A 20,909-nucleotide genomic window follows, 5' to 3' on the forward strand; every position below is an offset into this window, starting at 1 on the left:
TCAATATCCCTTTTGAAAAAGAAGCATACTGTTTTGATGCCGATCYATCGTATTTATCTCATAGAAAAGCATTTGCGTGGATTCGTTTCGTCAGTAAAAAACCATAGATAAGAGTAAGTTTTGCAATTAGTTTATTAATAAACTTTTAATAAGTCACATTTTTGTTTTTCTTTGTAGTAATGAAGAGTTTTAATATCTGCCTCTTGTTACTGTTTATCACCTCGTCAAGCCTGATCGCTCAGGAGATTGATACTGTGCCTATTGAAACCAAAGGCCTGGAGATAAAACTAAAGCGTAGTCCTTTACCATCAAGGACAGGAATACTGAACTATACACCTGTAAAAATTCCACCGGTAGTGATTGCCGAAAAAATCAACTATTGGAAGATAAGAACCTCTGTTGGGATTAACGTCAATCAAGGTAGTTTTTCAAACAACTGGAAAGCCGGGGGAGTAAACTCTCTTGCCGTTGGCGGGCTTGTTAACTATCGTGCTGAATATAGAAAAGAAGGCTACGGTTATATAAGTGAGGTAATGCTTGAGTATGGTAAAGTCAAAAACAAAGACCAGCTGCAAAAGAAAACAAGGGATAGGATTTTCTGGGATAATAAAGCAGATTTAAGATTATCTAAAAGCTGGTATTTCTTTGGGTCGGTTACGTTTGAGTCGCAGTTTGATAGAGGTTATGCCTATTATAGAGACGGTAACAACGAAGAGCAAGCCTCTCTTGTTTCTAAATTCATGTCCCCAGGATATTTAACCGAATCAATCGGTTTCGAATATAAGCCTGTTGGGTATTTTTCAACAAGGATTGGTACAGGTACTGCAAAACAGACATTTAAACTGGACACAACTGTCAATCAACAGTATAATGGAGGTAATTATGGTGTGGAACGCGGCAAAAACTTCAAGAACGAGCTCGCTTTTCAGATCGTAAGTAATTTTGACAAGCAAATATTTAAGAATGTAAATCTGAAAGCCAGATACCAAATGTTTATTCCGTACGACAGGCCCTTGGTACACGTTGATCATCGTTTAGATGTAGAGTTAAGATCTCAGATAAACAGATTAATGAATGTGACACTTACGGGCGTAGGATTATTTGATAAAGACTCCGATCCGGAGATTCAGGCGAGTCAGGCGCTAGCGCTAGGTGTGGCATTTACCTTCCCTCGTTAATATTCTACATAAAGATTACCGATATTGTTATCTGTATCATGCAAAATTAATAACTTTGCAATTCACAAAAAATTGAACACTAAGCATTAAAGAAAATGTTTGAAAATTTACAGGATAAGTTAGACCGTGCGTTTAAGGTTTTAAAAGGACAAGGAAGTATTACAGAGATCAACGTGGCCGAGACCATGAAAGAAATCCGTAAAGCCTTATTAGACGCCGACGTAAATTATAAAACAGCTAAAAGCTTTACCGATGAGGTAAAAGAGAAAGCATTAGGCTTAAATGTTCTTACAGCCGTTTCGCCAGGCCAGTTACTTACTAAGGTAATGAACGATGAACTTACCGCTTTAATGGGTGGCGAGGTAACGGAATTAGATTTAAAGAACAATCCTACTATTATACTTATTGCCGGGTTAAACGGTGCTGGTAAAACTACATTTACCGGTAAATTAGCCAACTTCCTTAAAAGTAAAGGCAAGAAACCACTATTGGTAGCTGGCGACGTATATCGCCCTGCTGCAGTAGATCAGTTGCAGATTTTAGGTGAGCAGATTGGAGTGCCTGTTTATTCGAACATTGCTTCTAAAGATCCCGTTGGCATAGCCTTAGAAGGTATTGCTGAAGGTAAAAAACAAAATAATAATGTAATCATTATAGATACGGCCGGTCGTTTAGCAATAGATGAGCAGATGATGGATGAGATCGCCGCCGTAAAAGCCAGTACTAAACCGCACGAAATCCTGTTTGTTGTTGATGCCATGACCGGGCAGGATGCGGTTAACACGGCAAAAGCATTTAACGATAGATTAGACTTTACCGGAGTTGTATTAACAAAATTAGACGGTGATACCCGCGGTGGTGCTGCACTATCAATTAAATCTGTAGTAAACAAGCCGATCAAATTTATTGGTACAGGCGAGAAAATGGAAGCTCTTGATGTATTCTATCCTGAAAGGATGGCTTCAAGGATCCTGGGCATGGGCGACGTAGTTTCCCTTGTTGAACGTGCACAACAGCAGTTCGACGAAAAAGAAGCTGCCGAACTTCAAAAGAAAATCCGTAAAAACAAGTTTGATTTTAACGACTTCTACAATCAGATCCAGCAGATCAAAAAAATGGGTAACATGAAAGACCTTATGGGCATGATACCTGGTGTTGGCAAAATGATGAAGAACGTGGATATTGAAGATGATGCATTCAAAAGCGTTGAGGCAGTAATTCAGTCGATGACCAAATTCGAACGCGAAAACCCTGATAGCATTCAGCAAAGCAGACGCTTACGTATTGCCAAAGGTTCGGGAACAAAAATCGAAGAGGTAACCAAACTGATCAAACAATTTGAAGATATGCGTAAGGTGATGAAGCAATTCTCTAACCCGGCCGCAGCTGCAAAAATGATGAGGAATATGCCAAAGATGCCTCAGGGCAAAATGTAATTTCAATAAATTTCACAAATTTCAGCCACTTAATGTCTAAATCAGTATCGTTTAGCAGTACAATATTGTATGCAAAATTATGCTCACCAAGACGTTTGGAAGCGCTATTTTCGGGGTTAATGCTTTAACCACTACCATAGAAGTAAGTATTGGAGGGGGAAACAGGCATCATATTGTTGATTTGCCCGACAATGCCATTAAAGAAAGTTTAAGATGGGCTGAAAGCGCTATTCAATCGGCTGGTTTAAAAGCCGAGGTAAAAGATTGGATTTAAAGGCTTGCTGCCCCCGGATAATTCAATGGAAGCAGCAATTGCAAGATAAATAATGCCGGACAAGTATTGATAAAGCAGGCAATGGAAAAGCTGGGACTATCCGCCCGGGCTTATGATCGTATCCTAAAAGTATCCAGAACTATTGCAGATCTGGCAGGATGCCAGGATGTTGAATTAGAGCACCTGGCAGAAGCAATACACTGTTGAAGCCTTGACCGCGACCGTTGGGCTGGTTAATCAAGCTCATCTTCCAGATCTTCTTCGTCTTCCTCTTCAGGAACGTAAGCCATAATCTCTCTGCCGATGTTGTTGATTTCTTCATCTATTTCAAAAACAGGAATAGCTGTTTCCGGATCAAGCTTTAACCATTGTAAATCGGTGTCTTTTTGTATGTGCACGTATTCTTTGCCGTCTTTAAAGATCACATAAGTATCATTTCCTTCTGGAAATACGGCATAATCTACATCTCCAATGCTAATGTCGAAGGGCTGTTGCATAGTTTTATTCTTTTTATTTCCGGATGCACTGTTAACGCAGCGTTGAGTAATTATAAAACTGCATTTTTCCGGTTCCGGTTATGTTAATTGTTTTTGTTTCATTATTGCCATTAGCCCCTTTTAAATCAAGCGTAATGGTATTATCTCCTTTTTTTAAAGGAATTCTTGCATATCTGATCTCACTAGGCAAGGTTTGCCAGTTTCGGGTATCTGCTTTCTCCGAAAGCAAACTATACAACTGCATTCCAAAACCCAACCCCTCAAGTAAAGAATTGTCTTTGCCGTCCTTTCCATTTCCCTTAGCACTGGCTTTAAGTACATATTCTGCACTTTTCTTTACCGCCAAACGGGTAAGCACTTTCCCCATCTCCTTTGCAAAACGTTGATCAAGTGTTTTAACCGCAAGCTGATTAATATCTTCTGCCTTTTCAAAGTTTATGGTCGACAGCCCGTCAGTAATAGTCGCGCTTGTAAAATAAGGCTGCTGAGCAACGTATTTAGGATATGTAGCCCTAAGGCTATTAACTGAGTTTAAATTAATGTCACCACTTCCATAGGCCGTATTATAGGGAATAAACAAGGTGCCTGCTAAATTGGTAAATACCAAATCTCCATTAGATCCTCTGATAAGGGAAAAAATAAACTCTTCCTGTTGCTTAACAGGTGCCAATCCATTTTCCCAAAAGAGAATAAGCGTTCCTCCTTCTGATGATGGCTCTGGTTGATATTTTAAGTTAAACAGTTCCTCAAACCGGGTTAATTCAGCCTTAAAACCATTTGCATCCGCCATTCTAAGTACATCCAACTGAAGCTCTTTAGGCAGGGTCGTGCCGTAATACGTTTTGTCGGGGCTTTTCAAATAAACCTCCGCAGCATTTCGGTAGGCTATAAAAGCATTGTTAACGTCTCCATCGCTTTCATAAATAAGGCCTTGAAGCATTAATGAAAATGCGTCCTTAGAATACCTGCTCTCTTTATCATTAAACTTGTCGCCTTGTTCCTGCGATTGCAAAGTAATTCTTCGGGCCTCAACTATGGCGTCTTCGGTTTTATGCAGATACAGGTAATTAAGCGCTTTATAATAATGGATCATAAACTTTTCAAAGTCTTCTCCTTTATAAGCCTGTGTCATGGGATTTACAAGAGTACCCACCACCGCATCCATAGCACCGCCAATTCCATTTTCCAATAGCTGGTCGGCCTCATTAAAGTAACGGTTGCTATTTTCATAATCACCAATCAAGTGGCTCGATTTCCCTTTCTCCATTAAAAACAGCAGCTTATTCCGCGGTTTCTGAAGTAAGCGGTTCTTATCAAGCTCCTTAACTGCCTCATTGTAATTTCCAGTCGCGATTTGTTTATAATAACCTGCGATTTTCTCATTATAAGAGGCACAGCTAAAAAGAAAAAGCATCAATCCTAAAAGAACTGATGCCTTAAGCTTATTCTTACTATTATTTGTCATACTGTTATTTTAGCCGGATCAGCATCCTGCTAGTTCTTAACGTATTTAGCAATTTTCTTGTCGCCTATCCATACAACCTCATTGGTCTGTATGTCTGTAAGCTCCAGGTTTACCTGATAATAAACTACTTTTTTGCGTTTATGTGAATCCACAATAGAATTGATTGACCCTTGCAAAATATAGTCGGCGCCATTTTCCAATCCGAATTTCTTCATGGTAGAAACAGAAGCATTATCTTGTTGGTCGGCTTTCTCTGCACGCAGCTCTTCTCTTTTCTTACCCCCTTGCACTAAACGAACACGCTCACTTTGAACAAATGCCTGTTCAACATCTTTCACAAATGTTTCTGCGTCTATATGTTCATGACTTTTGTTTTGAACAAGACCAACAACCACTACAGGTTTTTTACCTGCTTTAGCTTCAAGATGTGTAGACAGCCATTTGGCTCCCAAAACACTTTGGGTCATTTCCTGAGCAACCATTCTCGAATCTGTATTGTTCCAGTTTCCGCTAACATCAACAGTATCTGTAGTGTTAATTCTTGTTACTTGTCTGGAGCATGAAGAGATCATTATACCAGAAACTGCAATGGCAGCAAGGGTTAATATTTTTTTTAACTGCATTTTATTAAATATGATTGTATGTAAATGTTGTATTTTTAGTTACCATCCCCAGCCCGTTCCGTAATAGCCCCAATGGCTGTTATAACGGCGGCCCCATCCGAAATTTAACGATGGGTAGTAATAAGAGTTCCCATAATAGGGATAGCTGTACAAGCTGCTCTCATAATTGCGCTCACGACGAAGTTTACGACGTTCTTCTCTTGCTTCGTACCAATCGTATGCTTTATAGGTATTTTGAACAGTAGTTCCCTGATCTCTGGTTAAAGAGTCGGACACGTTCATGTATTTAGCTCTTGCCACTTCGTATCTGGGGTTTTGATCCTGAACCAGGCTGGCTTGTTGTCCATAGCTATATGTAACTCCGGCTATTAAGCCTGCAATAATCATCAAAGTCCTTTTCATAATATAAAGGTTTAACTAAAAGCAAAATTACTTAATATTTTTATTGATTTGTTTATAGTTTTACAATCCAAATGTCAATAATCGAGTTAAAAAATGTTAAATCTTAAGGCCCTTTAATTGTTCAATGAATTCAATGAATTTTGAACTTGAATAGTTGGCTGCCCCAGACTCATTATAAGATAGCCTACCTTGCTTATCAAAAACAATTGTTGTAGGCAATGCTCCTTTAAAAAGATTTTCCGGAATATTGCTTGCTACAGAATAAACCGGCATTTGATAACTTCTCTTGTCCATATACTGTTGAGCTTTAGCTAAGTCGCTGTCAGCATCTACCATTATAAATACAACATCCTTATCATTCTTGTATTGTTCATAAAGCTTGTTGATAGATGGCATTTCTGCCAGGCACGGAGGGCACCAGGTAGCCCAGAAATTAATAAAAATTACTTTGCCCTTTAATGAGCCGAGGTCTGTAACCTTCCCGGTCTTGTCTTCGAACTTAATTCCCGACAAATCTGCCGGAGGTGTTCCCTTTGCTATTGGTGCTGTTTTAGGTTTGAACAACCCGATTTCCATTAAGCCCTGCATTAGAAATGCCTTGGCCGAAGGAACAAATAAAATCACCAGAAACAATGCTATAAAGACCGCATTAACAATATTTTTCTTCGTCATCATCTCTTTCATAGCCAGGCAAAGTTACGCGTTTAAAAATAAACGCTAAAAATCCAGCTTAAGTCTTACGCCTGTGCCTATTAATCGCAAATTCTCTTTAGAAACCTCTTTCATTGGAACTTTCATAAAAGGTTCTATTGATACGGCTTTATTTTTAGATATCTTTTGTTTATAGCCAAATGAAAAATTATAGAATCCGATATACCTTCCATCTTTAATTTCAGAATCCTGTGCTGGTTCTACTACCCTTTCATTTACGGCAAATGTCTTAAGCTCCGCCAATCCATCACCACCAGAACTTACAGCACGCTCTACCAATTTTTCCTGAATGTAACTGTTGCTCTGTTTCTGATTAATTACGGCAAATGCAGATACTCCAACATTGGCATACAGGTTTTTACTTAAACGGTACTTCAGTTCAAGCGGAATATCTATACCGGTTACCTTAGCCTCTATTGATTCTAAATTTTTACTTTCGCCAGCAATAGCGGTACTTACAGGAGCAGGCAGGCTTCTTGATGCGGCCATTTCGCTATATGATACGCCGGAGTTTAAGGAGATTTTGTCTGATAAAGCATATCCCATACTTACCCCATAACCCATGTTKAGTTTTTTTGTATTTCCAAATGATGGCGAAACAACAAGTCCCATTTCCCATTTGTCTTCTTTTCGGGGAGCCGATGATTTTGCCAGCACTTCTCCCTGATTCTTTTTGGTTTCATTGTTTAGAAACTCCTGGAAAAGAGTGGTTTTATTTTCCGTTGCTATTGGTTTCGTTTCTGTTTTAACAATCTCTTGCTTAGTATCTGGAACGCGAACCGAAGGTACAACAACGGGATTGGATTTTTCAGCAATTGCTTCTGTAGAGGAGGCCGAAAGGGTATTTAAAGGCTCTTGAGCAGCGGTATAAACAGATATATTATTGCTTTCTCTTACCGCAGCTAATTGCTCATGTTCCTTCTCCACTATCGGCAAATCTGCTTCTTGTACAATGTTCTCTTCAATTTTTACAGAAGGGGCAGGTGTTTCCTTTTGCTTATGTTGTACGTTTTGTACAGGCAATACATCTGTTGTTTTGTTGGTGAAAAGTATAATTGCTGCACCGGCAATAAGTATTACTGCCGCCGCGCTGCTTAAGCGCCACAACCAYAATACTTTTGCATTCCTTTTCCCTTCAATTTGATTGAAGTTTTCCCATGAGCCCGGAACATACTCCTCCTCATGCCCTGTCAGACTTTCCTTTATATGAGCTATTAACTCATCTTCAGATCCTTTCATATGTTCAATTGGTTGCATATGAATTAATTAATGTTTTAGAATACAGGTCCCTCAACTTATTCTTGGCTCGTGTAAGGTATACCCTGCTTGAGCTCTCTGGAATGTTCAACATTTTCGATATCTCATCGTGCGAAAAACCTTCAATTTCATACATATTAAAAATAAGCCGGTGTGTTTCCGGCAATTGATTAAGCAGCTTTAAAATGTCTTGCACATTTAATTGCGACACAGCATTGACTTGTGTAAGCGGTTGCTGATCCTCACTAATATCATCAACATACAAGTATGTCCTTTTTGTTCTTAAAAAATCTATTGCTGTTCTTGATGAAATTCTTGCTATCCAGCCCTTAAAGGCCTTTTGTAATTCGGTGTTATCTTTTGGAAAACTAAATTGCGTTATTCCTTTAAAAATCTTTATAAAACTGTCATTTACAAGCTCTTCCGAGTCATTTCTATCGTTAACATAACGCAAAACAACGCCCATTAAATAGCCATAGAATGATTTATAGATCATCTCTTTACTCTTGTTGTCATTCTTCAAACACCCCGCTATAATATCCTCAAGCCCGAGCATTCTTCTTCAGCACAATTAAGAATTCTTCTTATAATCATATCATATAGCGTACAGCAAACCAAATAAATTTAATTTAAGCCGACTTAAATTGCAGGCCGGCTTATTAAATCTTATTGTTAGTGAGTAAAAATAGCTGCTCCAACCTTCATTTCTTCTGTTGTAGCTGCCTTAAGTCCTTTTACCCAAATGGTATAAACTTTTCCGTTCTCAATTTTTTGATCAGCCAACGTTGCAACATCAGCACCGGCAGCGTCTTTAACTTTGAATGATACTTTATCACCAGCATCAACACTTTCAAAGTTACTATATTCTTTAAATTGTTTATTAGTAGCTACTGGCACATCTTTTCCAACTATCGATAAACTTAATGCAGGAGCGTCAGGGCTAAGGTTTATGAAACGAAGTTTCGCTTTACCGGCACCTGGCATGGTAACAGAATCTTTAACCAACAAGAACTTTACTTTATCAAATGAATCGATAATGAAAAGTGAATATGCCTTTTGATCGGCTAATTTTAATTTTTCTGTTAAAACGCTGGTAGAAGATCCTTTTTTGGTGATTTTTACGTCTCTCTCTCCTGAATAAATTTGCTTATAGTCAATTCTGTTGGTGTAAGCAAAATCATCGTTGTTTACCTTGGTATCTCCAATATAAAAATCTAATTTTTCAGTAGTTGGAGAAGCATGGATAACATCCATAGCAGATATCGGTTGTGGTGTATAGTCTATCTTATCCTTTGAACAAGACACCAATACTGCTGAGATGGTAACCGCAGCAATAAGTGTTTTCGATATCGCTTTAAATTTGTTTGAAATTTCCATAATGTACTATCTTTTTAAGGGTTGTTTTTTACGATTAATAAACTAAATGKTTAATGGCMATTAACACTTTTTTTCACTAAAACGACTCTGACCGTCAAAACGCTACACCAGCCTTAAAAATAAATATCCCGCTATGAAAAATTCATGGCGGGATATAAATACATTATAGATTTAAAAGCCTAGATCAGCTCAACGCTTCTGCTTACAAAAGCTGTTAATTCTGCTCCTGTTAACATTCCCTGAGCAAGCAAAGCTAAATCCACCGCTTGTTTAGCAAGCAGGCTCTGTTCTTCCTCGTTATCTGTTTTAAGGATCTTTCCAATCAATTTATGGTTTCCGTTAATAGCAACCTTATAACTGTCGGGCATATTGCCATAGAAGCCCATTCCGCCACCCATTTGTGCCATGTCCTTCATACGACGCATAAACTCATCCATAGTTACCGTAACAGGTAATTCATCCGGATTTAAGCCCACCACCTCTACGTGCATGCCTGGTTTCGTTATTGCTTTTTCAAAAATGCTCGACACCGTTTTACTTTGTTCCTCAGTAAGCACAGACTCAATAGCATCGCCTTTTTCAATTAATTTATCAGCTACGCTCGAATCTACACGCTTTAAAGCAGTTTTTTCAAGCTTTTGCTCCAGGTGACTAACAAAGTGATTATCAATAGCAGAATTCATCAACAACACATCGTAATCCTTTTTGTTGGCCGATTGAATAAAGCTATCTTGTTTTGAAGGGTCGTTTGAGTAGATATAAACTACCTGTCCGTTTTTATCAGTTTGGAAATCTTTAACTTTTTCACGATACTCATCAAGCGTAAAGTTTTCGTTCTTGGTGTTTGTAAGTAATGCAAAATCTTTTGCTTTGTCATTAAATTTCTCTTCACTTACCATTCCGTATTTTACGAACAGACCAATATCTCCCCACTTTTCTTCATATCCTTTACGGTCTTTGTTAAACAGCTCCTGAAGTTTATCAGCAACTTTTTTAGTGATATAGCTGTTGATTTTTTTAACATTACTATCTGCCTGTAAAAAGCTTCTTGAAACGTTCAAAGGAATATCAGGTGAGTCAATAACACCATGTAATAACATCAAGAACTCCGGCACAATATCTTTTACCTCATCGGTAATAAATACCTGGCGCGAAAACAACTTGATCTTATTGCGCTGCATATCAAAATCATTTTTCACTTTAGGGAAATACAATACTCCGGTTAAGTTAAAAGGATAATCTACATTCAAATGGATCCAGAACAATGGATCTTCAGAGAATGGATATAATTGCTTGTAAAATGCAAGATAGTCTTCGTCTGACAAATCTGCAGGCGCCTTAGTCCAGATCGGATTGGTTGTATTGATAATATTATCAACCTCAACTCCTATAGTTTTTGGTTTTCCTTCTTCATCTTCACCATCTGGCTCCTGAACTGTTTTTGTTCCAAACTTAATGGGTACAGGTAAAAATTTGCCATACTTATCAAGAATCTCTTCTATTTTGTGATTGTCTAAAAACTCCTCAGACTCTGCATTTATGTGGAGGATAATTTCAGTGCCGCGTGTTGTTTTGCTGCCTGCAGTAATTTCAAACTCGGTACTGCCATCGCAAACCCATCTTGCCGGCTCTGCGCCTTCCTGATAAGAAAGTGTTTGGATCTCTACCAAATCAGATACCATAAAGGCCGAATAAAAGCCTAAACCAAACTTACCAATGATCTCATTAGCATCTTTGGCGTCTTTAAATTTCTCTACAAACTCACTTGCTCCCGAAAACGCGACCTGATTGATGTATTTTTTGATCTCTTCGGCAGTCATCCCCAAACCATTATCGGTAATGGTAATGGTCTTCTTTTCTTTGTCAACAGCAACCTCTACTAAAGGGTTACCCAGCTCTCCGCTATACTGACCAAGGGCTGCTAAGCGTTTAATTTTTTGTACCGCATCAACGGCATTTGAAACAAGTTCTCTTAAAAAGATCTCGTTATCGGAATACAGGAATTTCTTGATGATTGGGAAAATGTTCTCCGTGTGAATGGATATCGTTCCTTTTTCTTCTATGCTCATATGTTAACTCATTTTTAAGTACATAGGCTCACTATCAATGGATGTTCCAAATTACTTTTTGTTGTCAAATTGACAGTAAGTAACATTTACACGACATCTTTTTTGTATACTTGAGTATCCTATGATCAACATCTCAACCAATGAACATTGAATTTTTTAAAAAGCTTTTTGAAGAAGGCAGTATTTCCGAAGAATCATTCGAAAAGGTCAAAAATGCCTCCCGAACTACATTGTTTTCCTTGCATTGGGAGATAAAAACTTTACTTTACCTAGGTGTTATGCTGTTAAGTTCCGGCATGGGTATTCTCATCTATAAAAACATAGATACAATTGGCCATCAGGTCATTTTATTGATCATTGCTGCCATCAGTGGCGGATGTTTTTTTTATTGCTTCAAAAATAAGAAGCCCTTTAGCAAAGAATTGATAAAATCTCCGAACTCATTTTTTGATTATATCCTCCTTCTGGGCTGCCTTAGCTTTTTATCATTTGTTGGTTATTTGCAGTTCCAGTATACCGTATTTGGCACCAACTACGGAATGGCAACTTTCATCCCGATGGTTGCATTGTTTTATATTGCCTATGAGTTTGATCATCTGGGTATTTTAGCCATGGGAATTACCAATCTAGCCATTTGGATGGGCGTATCTGTAACCCCAAAGCAATTGCTGTTAAACGCTGATTTTAATAGTCAGACCGTTATATATACTTATCTGTTTCTAGGATTATTACTACTTCTTGCTGCCTACCTGAGCGTCTATTTTAACTTTAAAAAGCACTTCAGGTTTACTTACCAACATTTCGGTGTACACCTTTCCTTTATATCGCTATTAGCAGGCTACTTCTTTTATTATGATTCGGCCTTTTCATTTCTATTCATGGTTGCCATGTTTGCACTGGCCTTCTACATTTATAAAGATGCCATGAAACATCAGTCTTTCTACTTCTTGTTACTGGTTGTTATCTATACTTATATAGCCATTAGCACCCTCGTAGTAAGGGGGCTTTTCGCGATGAAAGATGATGCATCAATCACCCTTTCGTTTATGTATTTTATTGCCTCTGCAATTGGTATTATATTTCTATTAATTAACCTCAACAAGAAAATTAAAGCCGTATGATTATTTATAACAACATTTGGCTGGCTAATTTATTAATTAGAGAAGAAGCACAAAAGGCCCGTAAAGCAGAAGCAATAAGTATTAACGAGCAAAAGGAAATAGAGGATAAACATCCTGTAGGATTTTATTCTCCTAATATTTTTATCAGAATAGGTCTGTTTATTCTAACCTGCATCATTGTTTCCTTTTCCATTGGATTACTGATGCTTATGGTAAGCGACACGAATGTTATTGACAAATGGGGCTTTTCTTTTTTTGTGGGGATTCTTACTTACATCGCTCTCGAGCTAATGGTAAGAAAAAGCAATCATTTTAAATCAGGAGTTGATGATGCCTTAATGTGGATTTCAGGAGGACTGGTTTTAACTGCATTTATTATACTACAAGCAGATGTAAGCAATAATTTCCCTTATTCACGAATTTCATTCTTTTTATGTTTATTAGCACTGTTCTATGCTGTCCGCTTTACAGATATGTTAATGACAGCAATAGGCCTTTTAGCGCTTATTGCCACTATCTTTTTCGTTTGGAAAGACCTTTTTTCATGGGGAATGGCAACCATGCCCTTTTTAATGATGATCGTCTGTTCAGGAATTTATTTTTTATCCAAACGGAGTATCGGAAAAAAAGCTAGCCTCTATTACACCAGCTGTTTATATGTAGTTCAAATTGTAAGTTTGCTTGTTTTATATCTGGCAGGAAATTATTACGTGGTACAATCGCTTAGCCCTGCTAGCGAAGGCATATACAATAGCGCAGAACCGGCTCCTGTTCCCTTTGGATTTTTCTTCTGGGCATGGACTATCCTTATCCCTTTTATTTATTTAGGGCTTGGAATAAAAAACAAAGACGTAATCATATTACGAACAGGCCTGATCCTAGTAGCGGCAGCAGCATTTACTTTCAGAAACTACTACCATCTCATGCCAATTGAAGGTGCGCTTAGCATTGTCGGGATCATCCTGTTGGGGATTTGTTATATGGTAATGAAATACCTTAAAACACCTAAACACGGCTTTACCTATGAAGATTTAGAAGACGGGAATTTTATGGACAAGCTAAAAGTAGAATCACTCATTGTATCTGAAACTTTCTCTGGCACCCAGCCTCAGGGCGAAAATACCAGATTTGGTGGTGGAGACTTTGGAGGTGGTGGCGCCAGTGGTAATTTCTAAAGAAATCGTTATCTTGAGCTAACTTAATGCTTTAAGAATGAACTCTTCCAAATTAAAAGCAATGCAAACCATACATCTTGCATTCTGCCTGGCCATCGTTTTAATGGCAGCCACCTCGTATCTAACCGTTAAAGATCGTCTTTACCTGGATGCTGATTTGAATCAGAATGATATATTCTTCCCGCTATTCCCTTTGATTGGTCTTGTTTCAATTGCATTAGGGCAGTTCCTGTTCAAAAAGCAATTATCTAATCTTCATGGACTTTCTGCAGATGACAAGATCAATAAATATCAAGTGGCTTTTTTAATGCGCACAGCTCTATTCGAACTTCCGGCACTGTTAAATATTGTTGGGTTTCTGGTAAGTGGCAACATTGTGTTTCTGATTGCCGGAGTGGTTTTCTTTATGCTCCTGTTATCAGCAAGGCCAAACAAACAGGCTATTATTGAGGTCCTAAACCTGAACTATCCGGACACAGAAAAATTATAATCGCATGATATATTTCTCTGTATCTTTGCACAATTAATGGAATACAACGTTCACACCTTGCCTAATGGCATCCGCATACTTCATGTACCATCTGCATCAGCAATATCTCATGCCTGTATTATTATTAATAGTGGCTCCAGAGATGAGAACGATGAAAATCCAGGACTGGCCCATTTTATTGAGCACCTGATTTTTAAGCGTACCGAAAAGCGCAGTACAAATCAAATATTAAATAGACTTGAAAGTGTTGGCGCAGACTTAAATGCCTATACCACAAAAGAGTATACATGCATCCATGCTTCATTTCTAAACCCCTATCTGGACAGAACCCTGGAGCTTTTTAACGATATCGTTTTTCATTCTACATTTCCTGAAGATGAAATGGATAAAGAGAAAAGTGTGATACTGGATGAAATAGCCTCCTACCTCGATCAGCCTGAAGAAGCTATTTATGACGATTTTGAGGATTTGGTATTTTCGGGACACGCACTTGGACGCAATATACTGGGGACAACAGAAAGCGTAAGCAAAATCACTCAGAAAGACATTCATCAGTTTATAAAAGAAAACTATCATACAGATAAGATGGTAATTGCGGTATTGGGCAATTATTCTTTAAATAAGGTTGTAAAAGTTGGCGCAAAACACTATTCGGAAATCCCGGCTAACCTGCATACATCAACCAGAGAAACCCCATTAAAGGCTCCTGTTGTTACTAAAACATTCAATAAGCCAATCCAGCAAGCCCATGCAATGCTAGGCTCTCAGGCTTACTCTTTACATCACCCTTATAAAACAGGTCTGTTATTATTAAACAACCTTCTTGGGGGCAATGGAATGAGCTCTATCCTGAACCTTCAAATCAGAGAAAAGTATGGAATTGCCTATACCATTGAATCTGGCTATAGTCCATTAAGTGATACAGGTATTTTTACCCTTTATTTTGGCACTGATAAGGAAAAAGTAAATAAGGCAAGTGCGCTTATTTTTAAAGAACTGAAAAAGCTTCGCGATAATCACTTCAGCGAAGTACAACTCCAAAAAGCTAAGAATAAATTCATCGGACAGATTGCCCTGGGCGAAGAAAACCGAATCGGACTCATTATTTCTATGGCCAAAAGCCTTATCGACTACGATAAAATAGATGATCTCGAAACCGTTTTCAGCAAGATACAGGCAGTATCAACAACAGATATTGGTAATATTACCAATGAAATATTAGATGAAAGTAATCTTAGTGCGCTAACTTTTTATCCTTTAGGGTAATATTTGTATTTTTGCAGAATGAAGTTACCCATTGTAGCATACGGAGATCCGGTTTTGAAAAAAGTATGCGCTCCAATTGATGAGACATACCCGGATTTGGCACAGCTAATCACCAATATGTTCGACACCATGTATAATGCAAGCGGTGTTGGCTTGGCAGCCCCTCAGATTGGGTTACCAATACGCCTGTTTATTGTGGATACTGGCGCCGATGAAAAAGATAAAAACCGTTTTAAAAAGGTATTTATCAATGCTGAAATTCTGGAAGAAACCGGAGAACCATGGGCTTTTAATGAAGGATGCTTAAGTATTCCTGACATCAGAGAAGATGTGACCCGTAAACCAAATGTTCTTATTGAATATTATGATGAGAACTGGGAGCTTCATACCGAAGAATTTACAGGTATGCCTGCTCGTGTTATTCAACACGAATACGACCATATAGAAGGCACTTTATTTACAGATAAATTAGGATTATTGCGTAAAAGAATGCTTCAAAGTAAGTTAGATGCAATTTCTAAAGGCAATATAAAGGCCGATTATAAGATGCGTTTCCCTAATCAACACAAAGGTAAAAAGCGCTAATTATCGGCGCTTCTACTCTTATCTCCCTTAAAGATAGACTGCATTAGTTTACCCCATGCAAATGGATTAAGCAAAGGATTCGTTTGAACCATGTTCTTGTTTAGCGACCTTTCATGATTTGTCCTGAAATTCGTGCTCTGAATTTCTCCACCATCTCTTGGAAGGGTTTGCATTAAACCAGACAGGCTTTCTTGTGAAAGGTTTTTAGCAGCGATAGCGTAATCATCGTCTGCTATCTTCATAGACATAAAGTCTCTCGTAAATTCCTCCACAGTTGCCCAGGGATAAACCCGAACGGTAGGAAGGTTGATGATCTCAGCTTTCAGCTTAATCATAGCCGTGTACTTAGTATCATTAATTACAGAGGGAACAGCTAAAAGCAAATCTTTATAACCTACTGCAGTATACAAAATCGTATCTCCGGGATGGGCGATAAAAGAAAAGAAGCCCTTATAATTGGCCGCATAACGCTGCTCCTTGTTTGATAAATTTGTAACCGTAACGTAAGGCACAACAGTATTACTATCCACATCGGTAATAATTCCGGAAAATTGGATCAATTTCTTATCCGTAGTTATTTGCTGTGCAAATACCGAGGAAACGAAAAGAAGCAATATTAAGGTGAACGAATACTTCATGTTACAAAATTAGCTGTATTTGGTAAAACGGCTAGTTAAATAGTGTTAAATCGTTTATACTGGCTCAGCTAAATTTATAGCTACTACTGAAGTAATTTGTGGTACTGCCTTCATAATTGCTTGTTCAATGCCCGCTTTCATTGTCATAAAGCTCATTTTGCAGGATCCGCAGTTACCTAATAATTTTAATTTAACTACATTCTCCGGCGTAATCTCTTCAATCGCAACGTCTCCACCATCCGCTATTAAATACGGACGAATGGTCTCTAGTGCCTGCTCTACTTGTTCTGTTAAATTCATTGGTTATATTTTATTAAAGTATAAAAATAGTAAATTTTTAGCAATTAGCAGTTTGTGCATTATTTATAGCTACCTGCTGCGCTACTTTTCCTGCTATTTCTGCGAATGCTCCAGAAAGCACACTCTCTGTATTTAAGGCTATAGGCGCTCCATTATCTCCTGCTTCTGCAATACTTTGTACAATTGGAATTTCACCTAAAAACGGCACATCAAAAGATTTTGCCAATTCTTTACCTCCATCTTTACCAAAAATATAATACTTATTCTCTGGCAATTCTTCAGGTGTAAAATAAGCCATATTTTCGACAACTCCTAAAACAGGAATATTGATGCCCGGCATTTTAAACATAGCTAACCCTTTTCTGGTATCAGCTAAAGCCACCTGCTGAGGAGTGGTAACGATTACAGCCCCGGTAATTGGAAAGCTTTGCGTAATGGTGATGTGGATATCTCCGGTACCCGGAGGAAGATCTACGATCAGGTAATCAAGCTCACCCCAATCGGCATCATTAAACAACTGCTTTACTGCATTCGAAGCCATCGGTCCGCGCCATGGCACTGGCTGATCAGGATCTGCAAAAAAACCTAGCGACAGTAATTTTATACCATACTTTTCAATTGGCAAGATCAGCGTTTTACCGTCTTGCGTTTCCCTCGCACTTGGCTTTGCACCAACCAGATCGAACATTGTAGGCACAGATGGCCCGTAAATATCCGCATCTATCAGGCCAACCTTTGCTCCATCAGCAGCTAAAGACACGGCCAGGTTACTTGCAACAGTCGATTTCCCTACACCACCTTTTCCAGATGAAACCAGAATGATATTTCTAATGTCTTTTAACTGGGTGCTATCCATTGGCTTGGTTACCCTCGAAGTAATATTGATAGTCACCTCTGCCTCCTGGCTAACAAAATGTTTAATCGAGTTAAGGCAGGCATTCTTAAGCATATCCTTCATAGGACATGCAGGAGTCGTCAGTTCTAAGGTAAAACTTACGTTCTTATCTTCTATTTTTAAGTCTTTGATCATGTTCAAAGTCACCAGATCTTTCTTAAGGTCAGGGTCTTCAACATTTCTCAAGGCAGCAAGGACTTGTTCTTGGCTAATAATCATTGTTACAAATTTAACTAAAACTCCCCAAGCATTCATGGCTCTTCGTTACATTATTGCAAATGGGTGAATAATTTTAATTGACTTTAGCGTTTTTAGTGTAATTTTAACACGAAATAAACATTTGTATTTAACGTTTAGCAATAAAAATTTTATTCTACAGCATGCATCTTCCAAAAATTAATATCCCTAAAAAATACATAAAGATAGGAGCGTGGGTTTTAGGCTGTTTTCTAGTGGTTTGCATTACGGTTGGTGCCATTGCTTACAACAAAAGAGAAGCTTTACTAAAGACAATGATGGCCAAAGCAATTGCCAAGGCCGACAAAGACTTTAATCTGAATATTAAAATTGGAACGGCTGGCTTTAGTGGTCTTAGTACCGTTCACATGACCAATATTACAATTGTACCTAAAGATAGAGATACCTTAACCACCATCAATGATCTAACTGTAGGTGTAAAACTGTTTCCCTTAATTGTTGGCAATGTAAAATTATCTGAAGTTACCCTAAATACCGGCAAAATAAATATTGTATTTAAAGATTCACTTAGCAATCTCGACTTCATTCTAAAACGTAAAAAGAAAGATAGTACAGAGAAAAAATCTAAGGTAGATCTTGGTGATTTAGCCCACAACCTACTTAATCAGTTTCTTTATAAAATACCGGACAACATGGAGGTTAAAAACCTGATGTTAGCCGTTAATGATAACGACACCGCCCATTTAAAGTTCTTAACCACCACCGCAACAATAGACGATGGCGACCTAACCTCTACAATACTTGTAAATGATAAAGACGCAACCTGGCATATAAACGGGAAATTAAAGCCGGGGAAAAAACAGCTCGATGTGATGCTGTTTGCAGACAAAGGTCCTGTTCAGCTTCAATATCTTAATGATAAACTGCACGCTAAGTTTAGCTTTGACACCGTCAGAACAGAGATGAAAAATGCAGACTATAGTGGCGATGCTTTCAAAATAGAAGGCTCATGGTCGGTAAAGAACTTACTTATCAATCATCCAAAAATTGCGTCCAATGATATCGTTGTCCCCGATGCAAAGATTAATGCCGATATGCTTATCGGAGAAAACTACCTTGCACTGGATAGCTCTTCAACAATTCTTTTAAAAAATGCGACGATACACCCATACTTAAAATATACACTATCTCCTAACAAGATCTATGAGGTAAAAGTTCGTGCTCCGGAGCAAGATGCCCAGGAGCTTTTCAACTCTTTTCCGCATGGACTATTCGAATCGCTGGAAGGATTAAAAGTGAGCGGGAAGCTTAAGTACGATCTTGACTTTTATCTTGACAGCTCTTTGCCTGATAGTGTTAAGTTTTACTCGGGATTAACACCTGCAAACTTTAAGATCTTAAAATTAGGTAAAACTAATCTGCAGAAAATTAATAAAGACTTTATATACACACCATACGAGCGCGGAAAGCCGATGCGGGATATCATGATAGGCCCTTCCAATCCTAATTACACCCCGCTTTCAGAGGTCTCGAGCAACTTTAAAAATGCAATATTAACCTCCGAAGACCCTTCTTTCTTTACACATAAAGGGTTCGTTCAGGAATCGATTCGCAAATCTTTTGCAGTAAACTTTAAAGAGAAAAGGTTTGTTCGTGGTGGCAGTACCATTTCGATGCAATTGGTTAAGAACATTTTTTTAAGTCGACAAAAAACCCTTGCCCGCAAAGCAGAGGAAATATTAATTGTTTGGCTTATAGAAAACAACCACCTTATTACTAAAAACAGAATGCTAGAAGTCTATTTTAACATTATTGAAATGGGGCAGAATGTTTACGGTATCGGTGAAGCTACAAGACATTATTTTGGAAAAAGACCGTCAGACCTAAATATTGGAGAAGGCATATTCCTTGCAAATATAGTTCCCCGACCTAAAATAGCCTTATATAAGTTCAGAGGTGATGGTGGCCTCAAAGACTATATGTATCCGTACTTTAAATACATCGGGAACATTATGGCCAAAAGAGGGTTAACTCCTCCTGATACCAGCGGTTATGGCTTCTATAACGTACATCTAAGAGAAGGACTACGACAATATTTATTGCCAGACACCACCACCATTGATACAAATGCTTTTGACAATGATGACCCTCTACCTGCAATAGAAACACATGATGCCTCTAAAAATCTGTTTGACCGGTTATTTGGCGGAGAAGCAAAGAAAGATTCTATTTCAAAACCGAATATAACTGTTGATACAGTGAAGAAAACCCGGAAACAACTAAGAGAAGAAAAAAGAGAGCAGCGAAGAAAAGAAAAAGCCCTGGAAGAGGAGCTCGAAAAGCAGAAAAAAGAAAACTAACAGCCGCCCTCTTATTGGTTAATCTCGTAACTATGAACAAAATTCAAATAGAAGATAAAGAATTCGAAATCTTAATTCAAAATGACAATATCGCTAAGCGAACCCGCTTAATCGGCATCCAAATAAATGTAGATTACGAGAATCGTTGCCCTATATTTATTGGCGTTTTGAACGGAAGTTTTTTGTTTATGGCCGATCTTTTAAAAGAGATTACCATATCCTGCGAAGTCGGGTTTATCAAAGTCTCGTCTTATGAGGGCACAGAAAGCAGTGGTAACATCAGGGAGACCTTTGGTTTGCCTAACGACCTAAAGGATAGAGATGTTATTCTGATTGAAGACATTGTTGATACCGGACTTACCCTCAGTTATATACTTGCTGAAGTATATAAACAAAACCCTGCATCTGTTAAAGTTTGTTCCCTTTTATTAAAACCAGCTGCCCTAAAACGCCCAATTGAAGAACTGGAATATGTAGGCTTCGAACTCAGTAATGAATTTGTTGTGGGCTACGGACTAGACTATAATGGTCTCGGAAGAAACCTTACTGATATCTACAGAGCCAAAACTGTTGCTCCTCTTTTACCGTAATC

General features: G+C 38.2%; 22 protein-coding genes and 1 pseudogene. 11 read left to right on the top strand and 12 right to left on the bottom strand.

Going from position 1 to position 20,909, the window contains the following annotated elements; genetic code table 11:
* Nucleotides 1–179: 179 nt before the first annotated feature.
* The 4 genes and pseudogenes from AC1DG9_RS00175 to AC1DG9_RS00190 form a co-directional block, all read left to right on the top strand.
* Nucleotides 180–1,178, top strand: coding sequence for a DUF3078 domain-containing protein (locus AC1DG9_RS00175; protein ID WP_172662386.1), 999 nt, complete (start codon nucleotides 180–182; stop codon nucleotides 1,176–1,178).
* A 95-nt stretch (nucleotides 1,179–1,273) separates the two neighbouring features.
* Nucleotides 1,274–2,614 (top strand): signal recognition particle protein, encoded by a 1,341-nt coding sequence (gene ffh, locus AC1DG9_RS00180; RefSeq protein WP_172662385.1) that lies wholly within the window; start codon nucleotides 1,274–1,276, stop codon nucleotides 2,612–2,614.
* A gap of 79 nt (nucleotides 2,615–2,693) precedes the next feature.
* Nucleotides 2,694–2,888: a hypothetical protein gene (locus AC1DG9_RS00185; RefSeq protein WP_337717099.1), complete on the top strand. Its 195-nt coding sequence runs from the start codon at nucleotides 2,694–2,696 to the stop codon at nucleotides 2,886–2,888.
* Nucleotides 2,889–2,927: 39 nt separating this feature from the next.
* Nucleotides 2,928–3,095, top strand: a pseudogene (locus tag AC1DG9_RS00190) (magnesium chelatase subunit ChlI family protein); the annotation flags it as partial.
* A 26-nt stretch (nucleotides 3,096–3,121) separates the two neighbouring features.
* Here AC1DG9_RS00190 and AC1DG9_RS00195 read toward each other — a convergent pair.
* From AC1DG9_RS00195 to htpG, 9 genes are all read right to left on the bottom strand, one after another.
* Nucleotides 3,122–3,385 (bottom strand): hypothetical protein, encoded by a 264-nt coding sequence (locus AC1DG9_RS00195; RefSeq protein WP_337717097.1) that lies wholly within the window; start codon nucleotides 3,383–3,385, stop codon nucleotides 3,122–3,124.
* Between the two features lie 31 nt (nucleotides 3,386–3,416).
* Nucleotides 3,417–4,850: a COG3014 family protein gene (locus tag AC1DG9_RS00200; protein WP_337717096.1), complete on the bottom strand. Its 1,434-nt coding sequence runs from the start codon at nucleotides 4,848–4,850 to the stop codon at nucleotides 3,417–3,419.
* A gap of 29 nt (nucleotides 4,851–4,879) precedes the next feature.
* Nucleotides 4,880–5,473, bottom strand: a complete 594-nt coding sequence (locus AC1DG9_RS00205; protein ID WP_172662381.1) for a penicillin-binding protein activator LpoB — start codon at nucleotides 5,471–5,473, stop codon at nucleotides 4,880–4,882.
* A gap of 39 nt (nucleotides 5,474–5,512) precedes the next feature.
* On the bottom strand, nucleotides 5,513–5,875 hold the full coding sequence (locus tag AC1DG9_RS00210; protein WP_337717091.1) for a hypothetical protein: 363 nt from the start codon (nucleotides 5,873–5,875) through the stop codon (nucleotides 5,513–5,515).
* Between the two features lie 96 nt (nucleotides 5,876–5,971).
* Nucleotides 5,972–6,550: a TlpA family protein disulfide reductase gene (locus AC1DG9_RS00215; protein WP_477634205.1), complete on the bottom strand. Its 579-nt coding sequence runs from the start codon at nucleotides 6,548–6,550 to the stop codon at nucleotides 5,972–5,974.
* Between the two features lie 42 nt (nucleotides 6,551–6,592).
* Nucleotides 6,593–7,843 carry a porin family protein gene (locus AC1DG9_RS00220; RefSeq protein WP_172662378.1) on the bottom strand — a complete coding sequence of 417 codons (1,251 nt, stop codon included), beginning with the start codon at nucleotides 7,841–7,843 and terminating at the stop codon, nucleotides 6,593–6,595.
* Entirely contained in the window at nucleotides 7,830–8,366 is a 537-nt protein-coding gene (locus tag AC1DG9_RS00225) for an RNA polymerase sigma factor (RefSeq protein WP_235207316.1), read from the bottom strand. Before AC1DG9_RS00225 ends, AC1DG9_RS00220 begins: the two co-directional genes overlap by 14 nt.
* Nucleotides 8,367–8,515: 149 nt before the next feature.
* Entirely contained in the window at nucleotides 8,516–9,220 is a 705-nt protein-coding gene (locus tag AC1DG9_RS00230; protein WP_172662377.1) for a DUF4397 domain-containing protein, read from the bottom strand.
* A gap of 179 nt (nucleotides 9,221–9,399) precedes the next feature.
* Complete coding sequence (gene htpG / locus AC1DG9_RS00235; RefSeq protein ID WP_337717089.1) at nucleotides 9,400–11,289, bottom strand: molecular chaperone HtpG; 1,890 nt, start codon at nucleotides 11,287–11,289, stop codon at nucleotides 9,400–9,402.
* A gap of 140 nt (nucleotides 11,290–11,429) precedes the next feature.
* Between htpG and AC1DG9_RS00240 the strand changes: the two genes are divergently transcribed.
* From AC1DG9_RS00240 to def, 5 genes are read left to right on the top strand one after another with little or no spacing between them, the layout of a single operon-like run.
* Nucleotides 11,430–12,410, top strand: a complete 981-nt coding sequence (locus AC1DG9_RS00240; protein WP_337717087.1) for a DUF2157 domain-containing protein — start codon at nucleotides 11,430–11,432, stop codon at nucleotides 12,408–12,410.
* On the top strand, nucleotides 12,407–13,585 hold the full coding sequence (locus tag AC1DG9_RS00245; RefSeq protein WP_172662375.1) for a hypothetical protein: 1,179 nt from the start codon (nucleotides 12,407–12,409) through the stop codon (nucleotides 13,583–13,585). The genes AC1DG9_RS00240 and AC1DG9_RS00245 overlap by 4 nt, the downstream gene beginning before the upstream one ends.
* Before the next feature lie 37 nt (nucleotides 13,586–13,622).
* Nucleotides 13,623–14,075 (top strand): hypothetical protein, encoded by a 453-nt coding sequence (locus tag AC1DG9_RS00250; RefSeq protein ID WP_172662374.1) that lies wholly within the window; start codon nucleotides 13,623–13,625, stop codon nucleotides 14,073–14,075.
* Nucleotides 14,076–14,111: 36 nt separating this feature from the next.
* A complete protein-coding gene (locus AC1DG9_RS00255) occupies nucleotides 14,112–15,341 on the top strand; it encodes a M16 family metallopeptidase (RefSeq protein WP_337717085.1) in 1,230 nt (409 codons plus the stop codon).
* A gap of 18 nt (nucleotides 15,342–15,359) precedes the next feature.
* Nucleotides 15,360–15,926: a peptide deformylase gene (gene def, locus AC1DG9_RS00260; protein ID WP_048908101.1), complete on the top strand. Its 567-nt coding sequence runs from the start codon at nucleotides 15,360–15,362 to the stop codon at nucleotides 15,924–15,926.
* On the opposite strand, the gene AC1DG9_RS00265 is transcribed toward def, so the two are convergent.
* The 3 genes from AC1DG9_RS00265 to AC1DG9_RS00275 are packed head-to-tail and all read right to left on the bottom strand — an operon-like array spanning nucleotide 15,923 to nucleotide 17,978.
* The gene (locus AC1DG9_RS00265) at nucleotides 15,923–16,564 is read right to left on the bottom strand and encodes a peptidase associated/transthyretin-like domain-containing protein (RefSeq protein ID WP_172662372.1); all 642 of its coding nucleotides are present in this window, start codon (nucleotides 16,562–16,564) and stop codon (nucleotides 15,923–15,925) included. The genes def and AC1DG9_RS00265 overlap by 4 nt on opposite strands.
* Before the next feature lie 54 nt (nucleotides 16,565–16,618).
* Entirely contained in the window at nucleotides 16,619–16,864 is a 246-nt protein-coding gene (locus AC1DG9_RS00270; protein ID WP_048908103.1) for a NifU family protein, read from the bottom strand.
* A gap of 37 nt (nucleotides 16,865–16,901) precedes the next feature.
* Complete coding sequence (locus tag AC1DG9_RS00275) at nucleotides 16,902–17,978, bottom strand: Mrp/NBP35 family ATP-binding protein (protein WP_172662371.1); 1,077 nt, start codon at nucleotides 17,976–17,978, stop codon at nucleotides 16,902–16,904.
* Between the two features lie 161 nt (nucleotides 17,979–18,139).
* Here AC1DG9_RS00275 and AC1DG9_RS00280 point away from each other — a divergent pair, with 161 nt between their 5' ends.
* Together AC1DG9_RS00280 and hpt are read left to right on the top strand one after the other, a co-directional pair.
* Complete coding sequence (locus AC1DG9_RS00280; RefSeq protein ID WP_172662370.1) at nucleotides 18,140–20,317, top strand: transglycosylase domain-containing protein; 2,178 nt, start codon at nucleotides 18,140–18,142, stop codon at nucleotides 20,315–20,317.
* A gap of 32 nt (nucleotides 20,318–20,349) precedes the next feature.
* Complete coding sequence (gene hpt / locus AC1DG9_RS00285; RefSeq protein WP_337717084.1) at nucleotides 20,350–20,907, top strand: hypoxanthine phosphoribosyltransferase; 558 nt, start codon at nucleotides 20,350–20,352, stop codon at nucleotides 20,905–20,907.
* Nucleotides 20,908–20,909 lie beyond the last annotated feature (2 nt).

Source organism: Pedobacter sp. 05L430 (assembly GCF_056397585.1).

What these genes read in the sequence shown, in the direction of transcription:
- AC1DG9_RS00245 (WP_172662375.1), top strand. Translation starts at nt 12,407, where the DNA reads ATGATTATTTATAACAACATTTGGCTGGCTAATTTATTAATTAGAGAA.
- hpt (WP_337717084.1), top strand. Translation starts at nt 20,350, where the DNA reads ATGAACAAAATTCAAATAGAAGATAAAGAATTCGAAATCTTAATTCAA.
- AC1DG9_RS00230 (WP_172662377.1), bottom strand. Translation starts at nt 9,220, where the DNA reads ATGGAAATTTCAAACAAATTTAAAGCGATATCGAAAACACTTATTGCT.
- AC1DG9_RS00175 (WP_172662386.1), top strand. Translation starts at nt 180, where the DNA reads ATGAAGAGTTTTAATATCTGCCTCTTGTTACTGTTTATCACCTCGTCA.
- AC1DG9_RS00185 (WP_337717099.1), top strand. Translation starts at nt 2,694, where the DNA reads ATGCTCACCAAGACGTTTGGAAGCGCTATTTTCGGGGTTAATGCTTTA.
- AC1DG9_RS00210 (WP_337717091.1), bottom strand. Translation starts at nt 5,875, where the DNA reads ATGAAAAGGACTTTGATGATTATTGCAGGCTTAATAGCCGGAGTTACA.
- htpG (WP_337717089.1), bottom strand. Translation starts at nt 11,289, where the DNA reads ATGAGCATAGAAGAAAAAGGAACGATATCCATTCACACGGAGAACATT.
- AC1DG9_RS00205 (WP_172662381.1), bottom strand. Translation starts at nt 5,473, where the DNA reads ATGCAGTTAAAAAAAATATTAACCCTTGCTGCCATTGCAGTTTCTGGT.
- AC1DG9_RS00240 (WP_337717087.1), top strand. Translation starts at nt 11,430, where the DNA reads ATGAACATTGAATTTTTTAAAAAGCTTTTTGAAGAAGGCAGTATTTCC.
- AC1DG9_RS00250 (WP_172662374.1), top strand. Translation starts at nt 13,623, where the DNA reads ATGAACTCTTCCAAATTAAAAGCAATGCAAACCATACATCTTGCATTC.
- AC1DG9_RS00255 (WP_337717085.1), top strand. Translation starts at nt 14,112, where the DNA reads ATGGAATACAACGTTCACACCTTGCCTAATGGCATCCGCATACTTCAT.
- def (WP_048908101.1), top strand. Translation starts at nt 15,360, where the DNA reads ATGAAGTTACCCATTGTAGCATACGGAGATCCGGTTTTGAAAAAAGTA.
- AC1DG9_RS00195 (WP_337717097.1), bottom strand. Translation starts at nt 3,385, where the DNA reads ATGCAACAGCCCTTCGACATTAGCATTGGAGATGTAGATTATGCCGTA.
- AC1DG9_RS00275 (WP_172662371.1), bottom strand. Translation starts at nt 17,978, where the DNA reads ATGATTATTAGCCAAGAACAAGTCCTTGCTGCCTTGAGAAATGTTGAA.
- AC1DG9_RS00280 (WP_172662370.1), top strand. Translation starts at nt 18,140, where the DNA reads ATGCATCTTCCAAAAATTAATATCCCTAAAAAATACATAAAGATAGGA.
- AC1DG9_RS00270 (WP_048908103.1), bottom strand. Translation starts at nt 16,864, where the DNA reads ATGAATTTAACAGAACAAGTAGAGCAGGCACTAGAGACCATTCGTCCG.
- ffh (WP_172662385.1), top strand. Translation starts at nt 1,274, where the DNA reads ATGTTTGAAAATTTACAGGATAAGTTAGACCGTGCGTTTAAGGTTTTA.
- AC1DG9_RS00200 (WP_337717096.1), bottom strand. Translation starts at nt 4,850, where the DNA reads ATGACAAATAATAGTAAGAATAAGCTTAAGGCATCAGTTCTTTTAGGA.
- AC1DG9_RS00265 (WP_172662372.1), bottom strand. Translation starts at nt 16,564, where the DNA reads ATGAAGTATTCGTTCACCTTAATATTGCTTCTTTTCGTTTCCTCGGTA.
- AC1DG9_RS00215 (WP_477634205.1), bottom strand. Translation starts at nt 6,550, where the DNA reads ATGATGACGAAGAAAAATATTGTTAATGCGGTCTTTATAGCATTGTTT.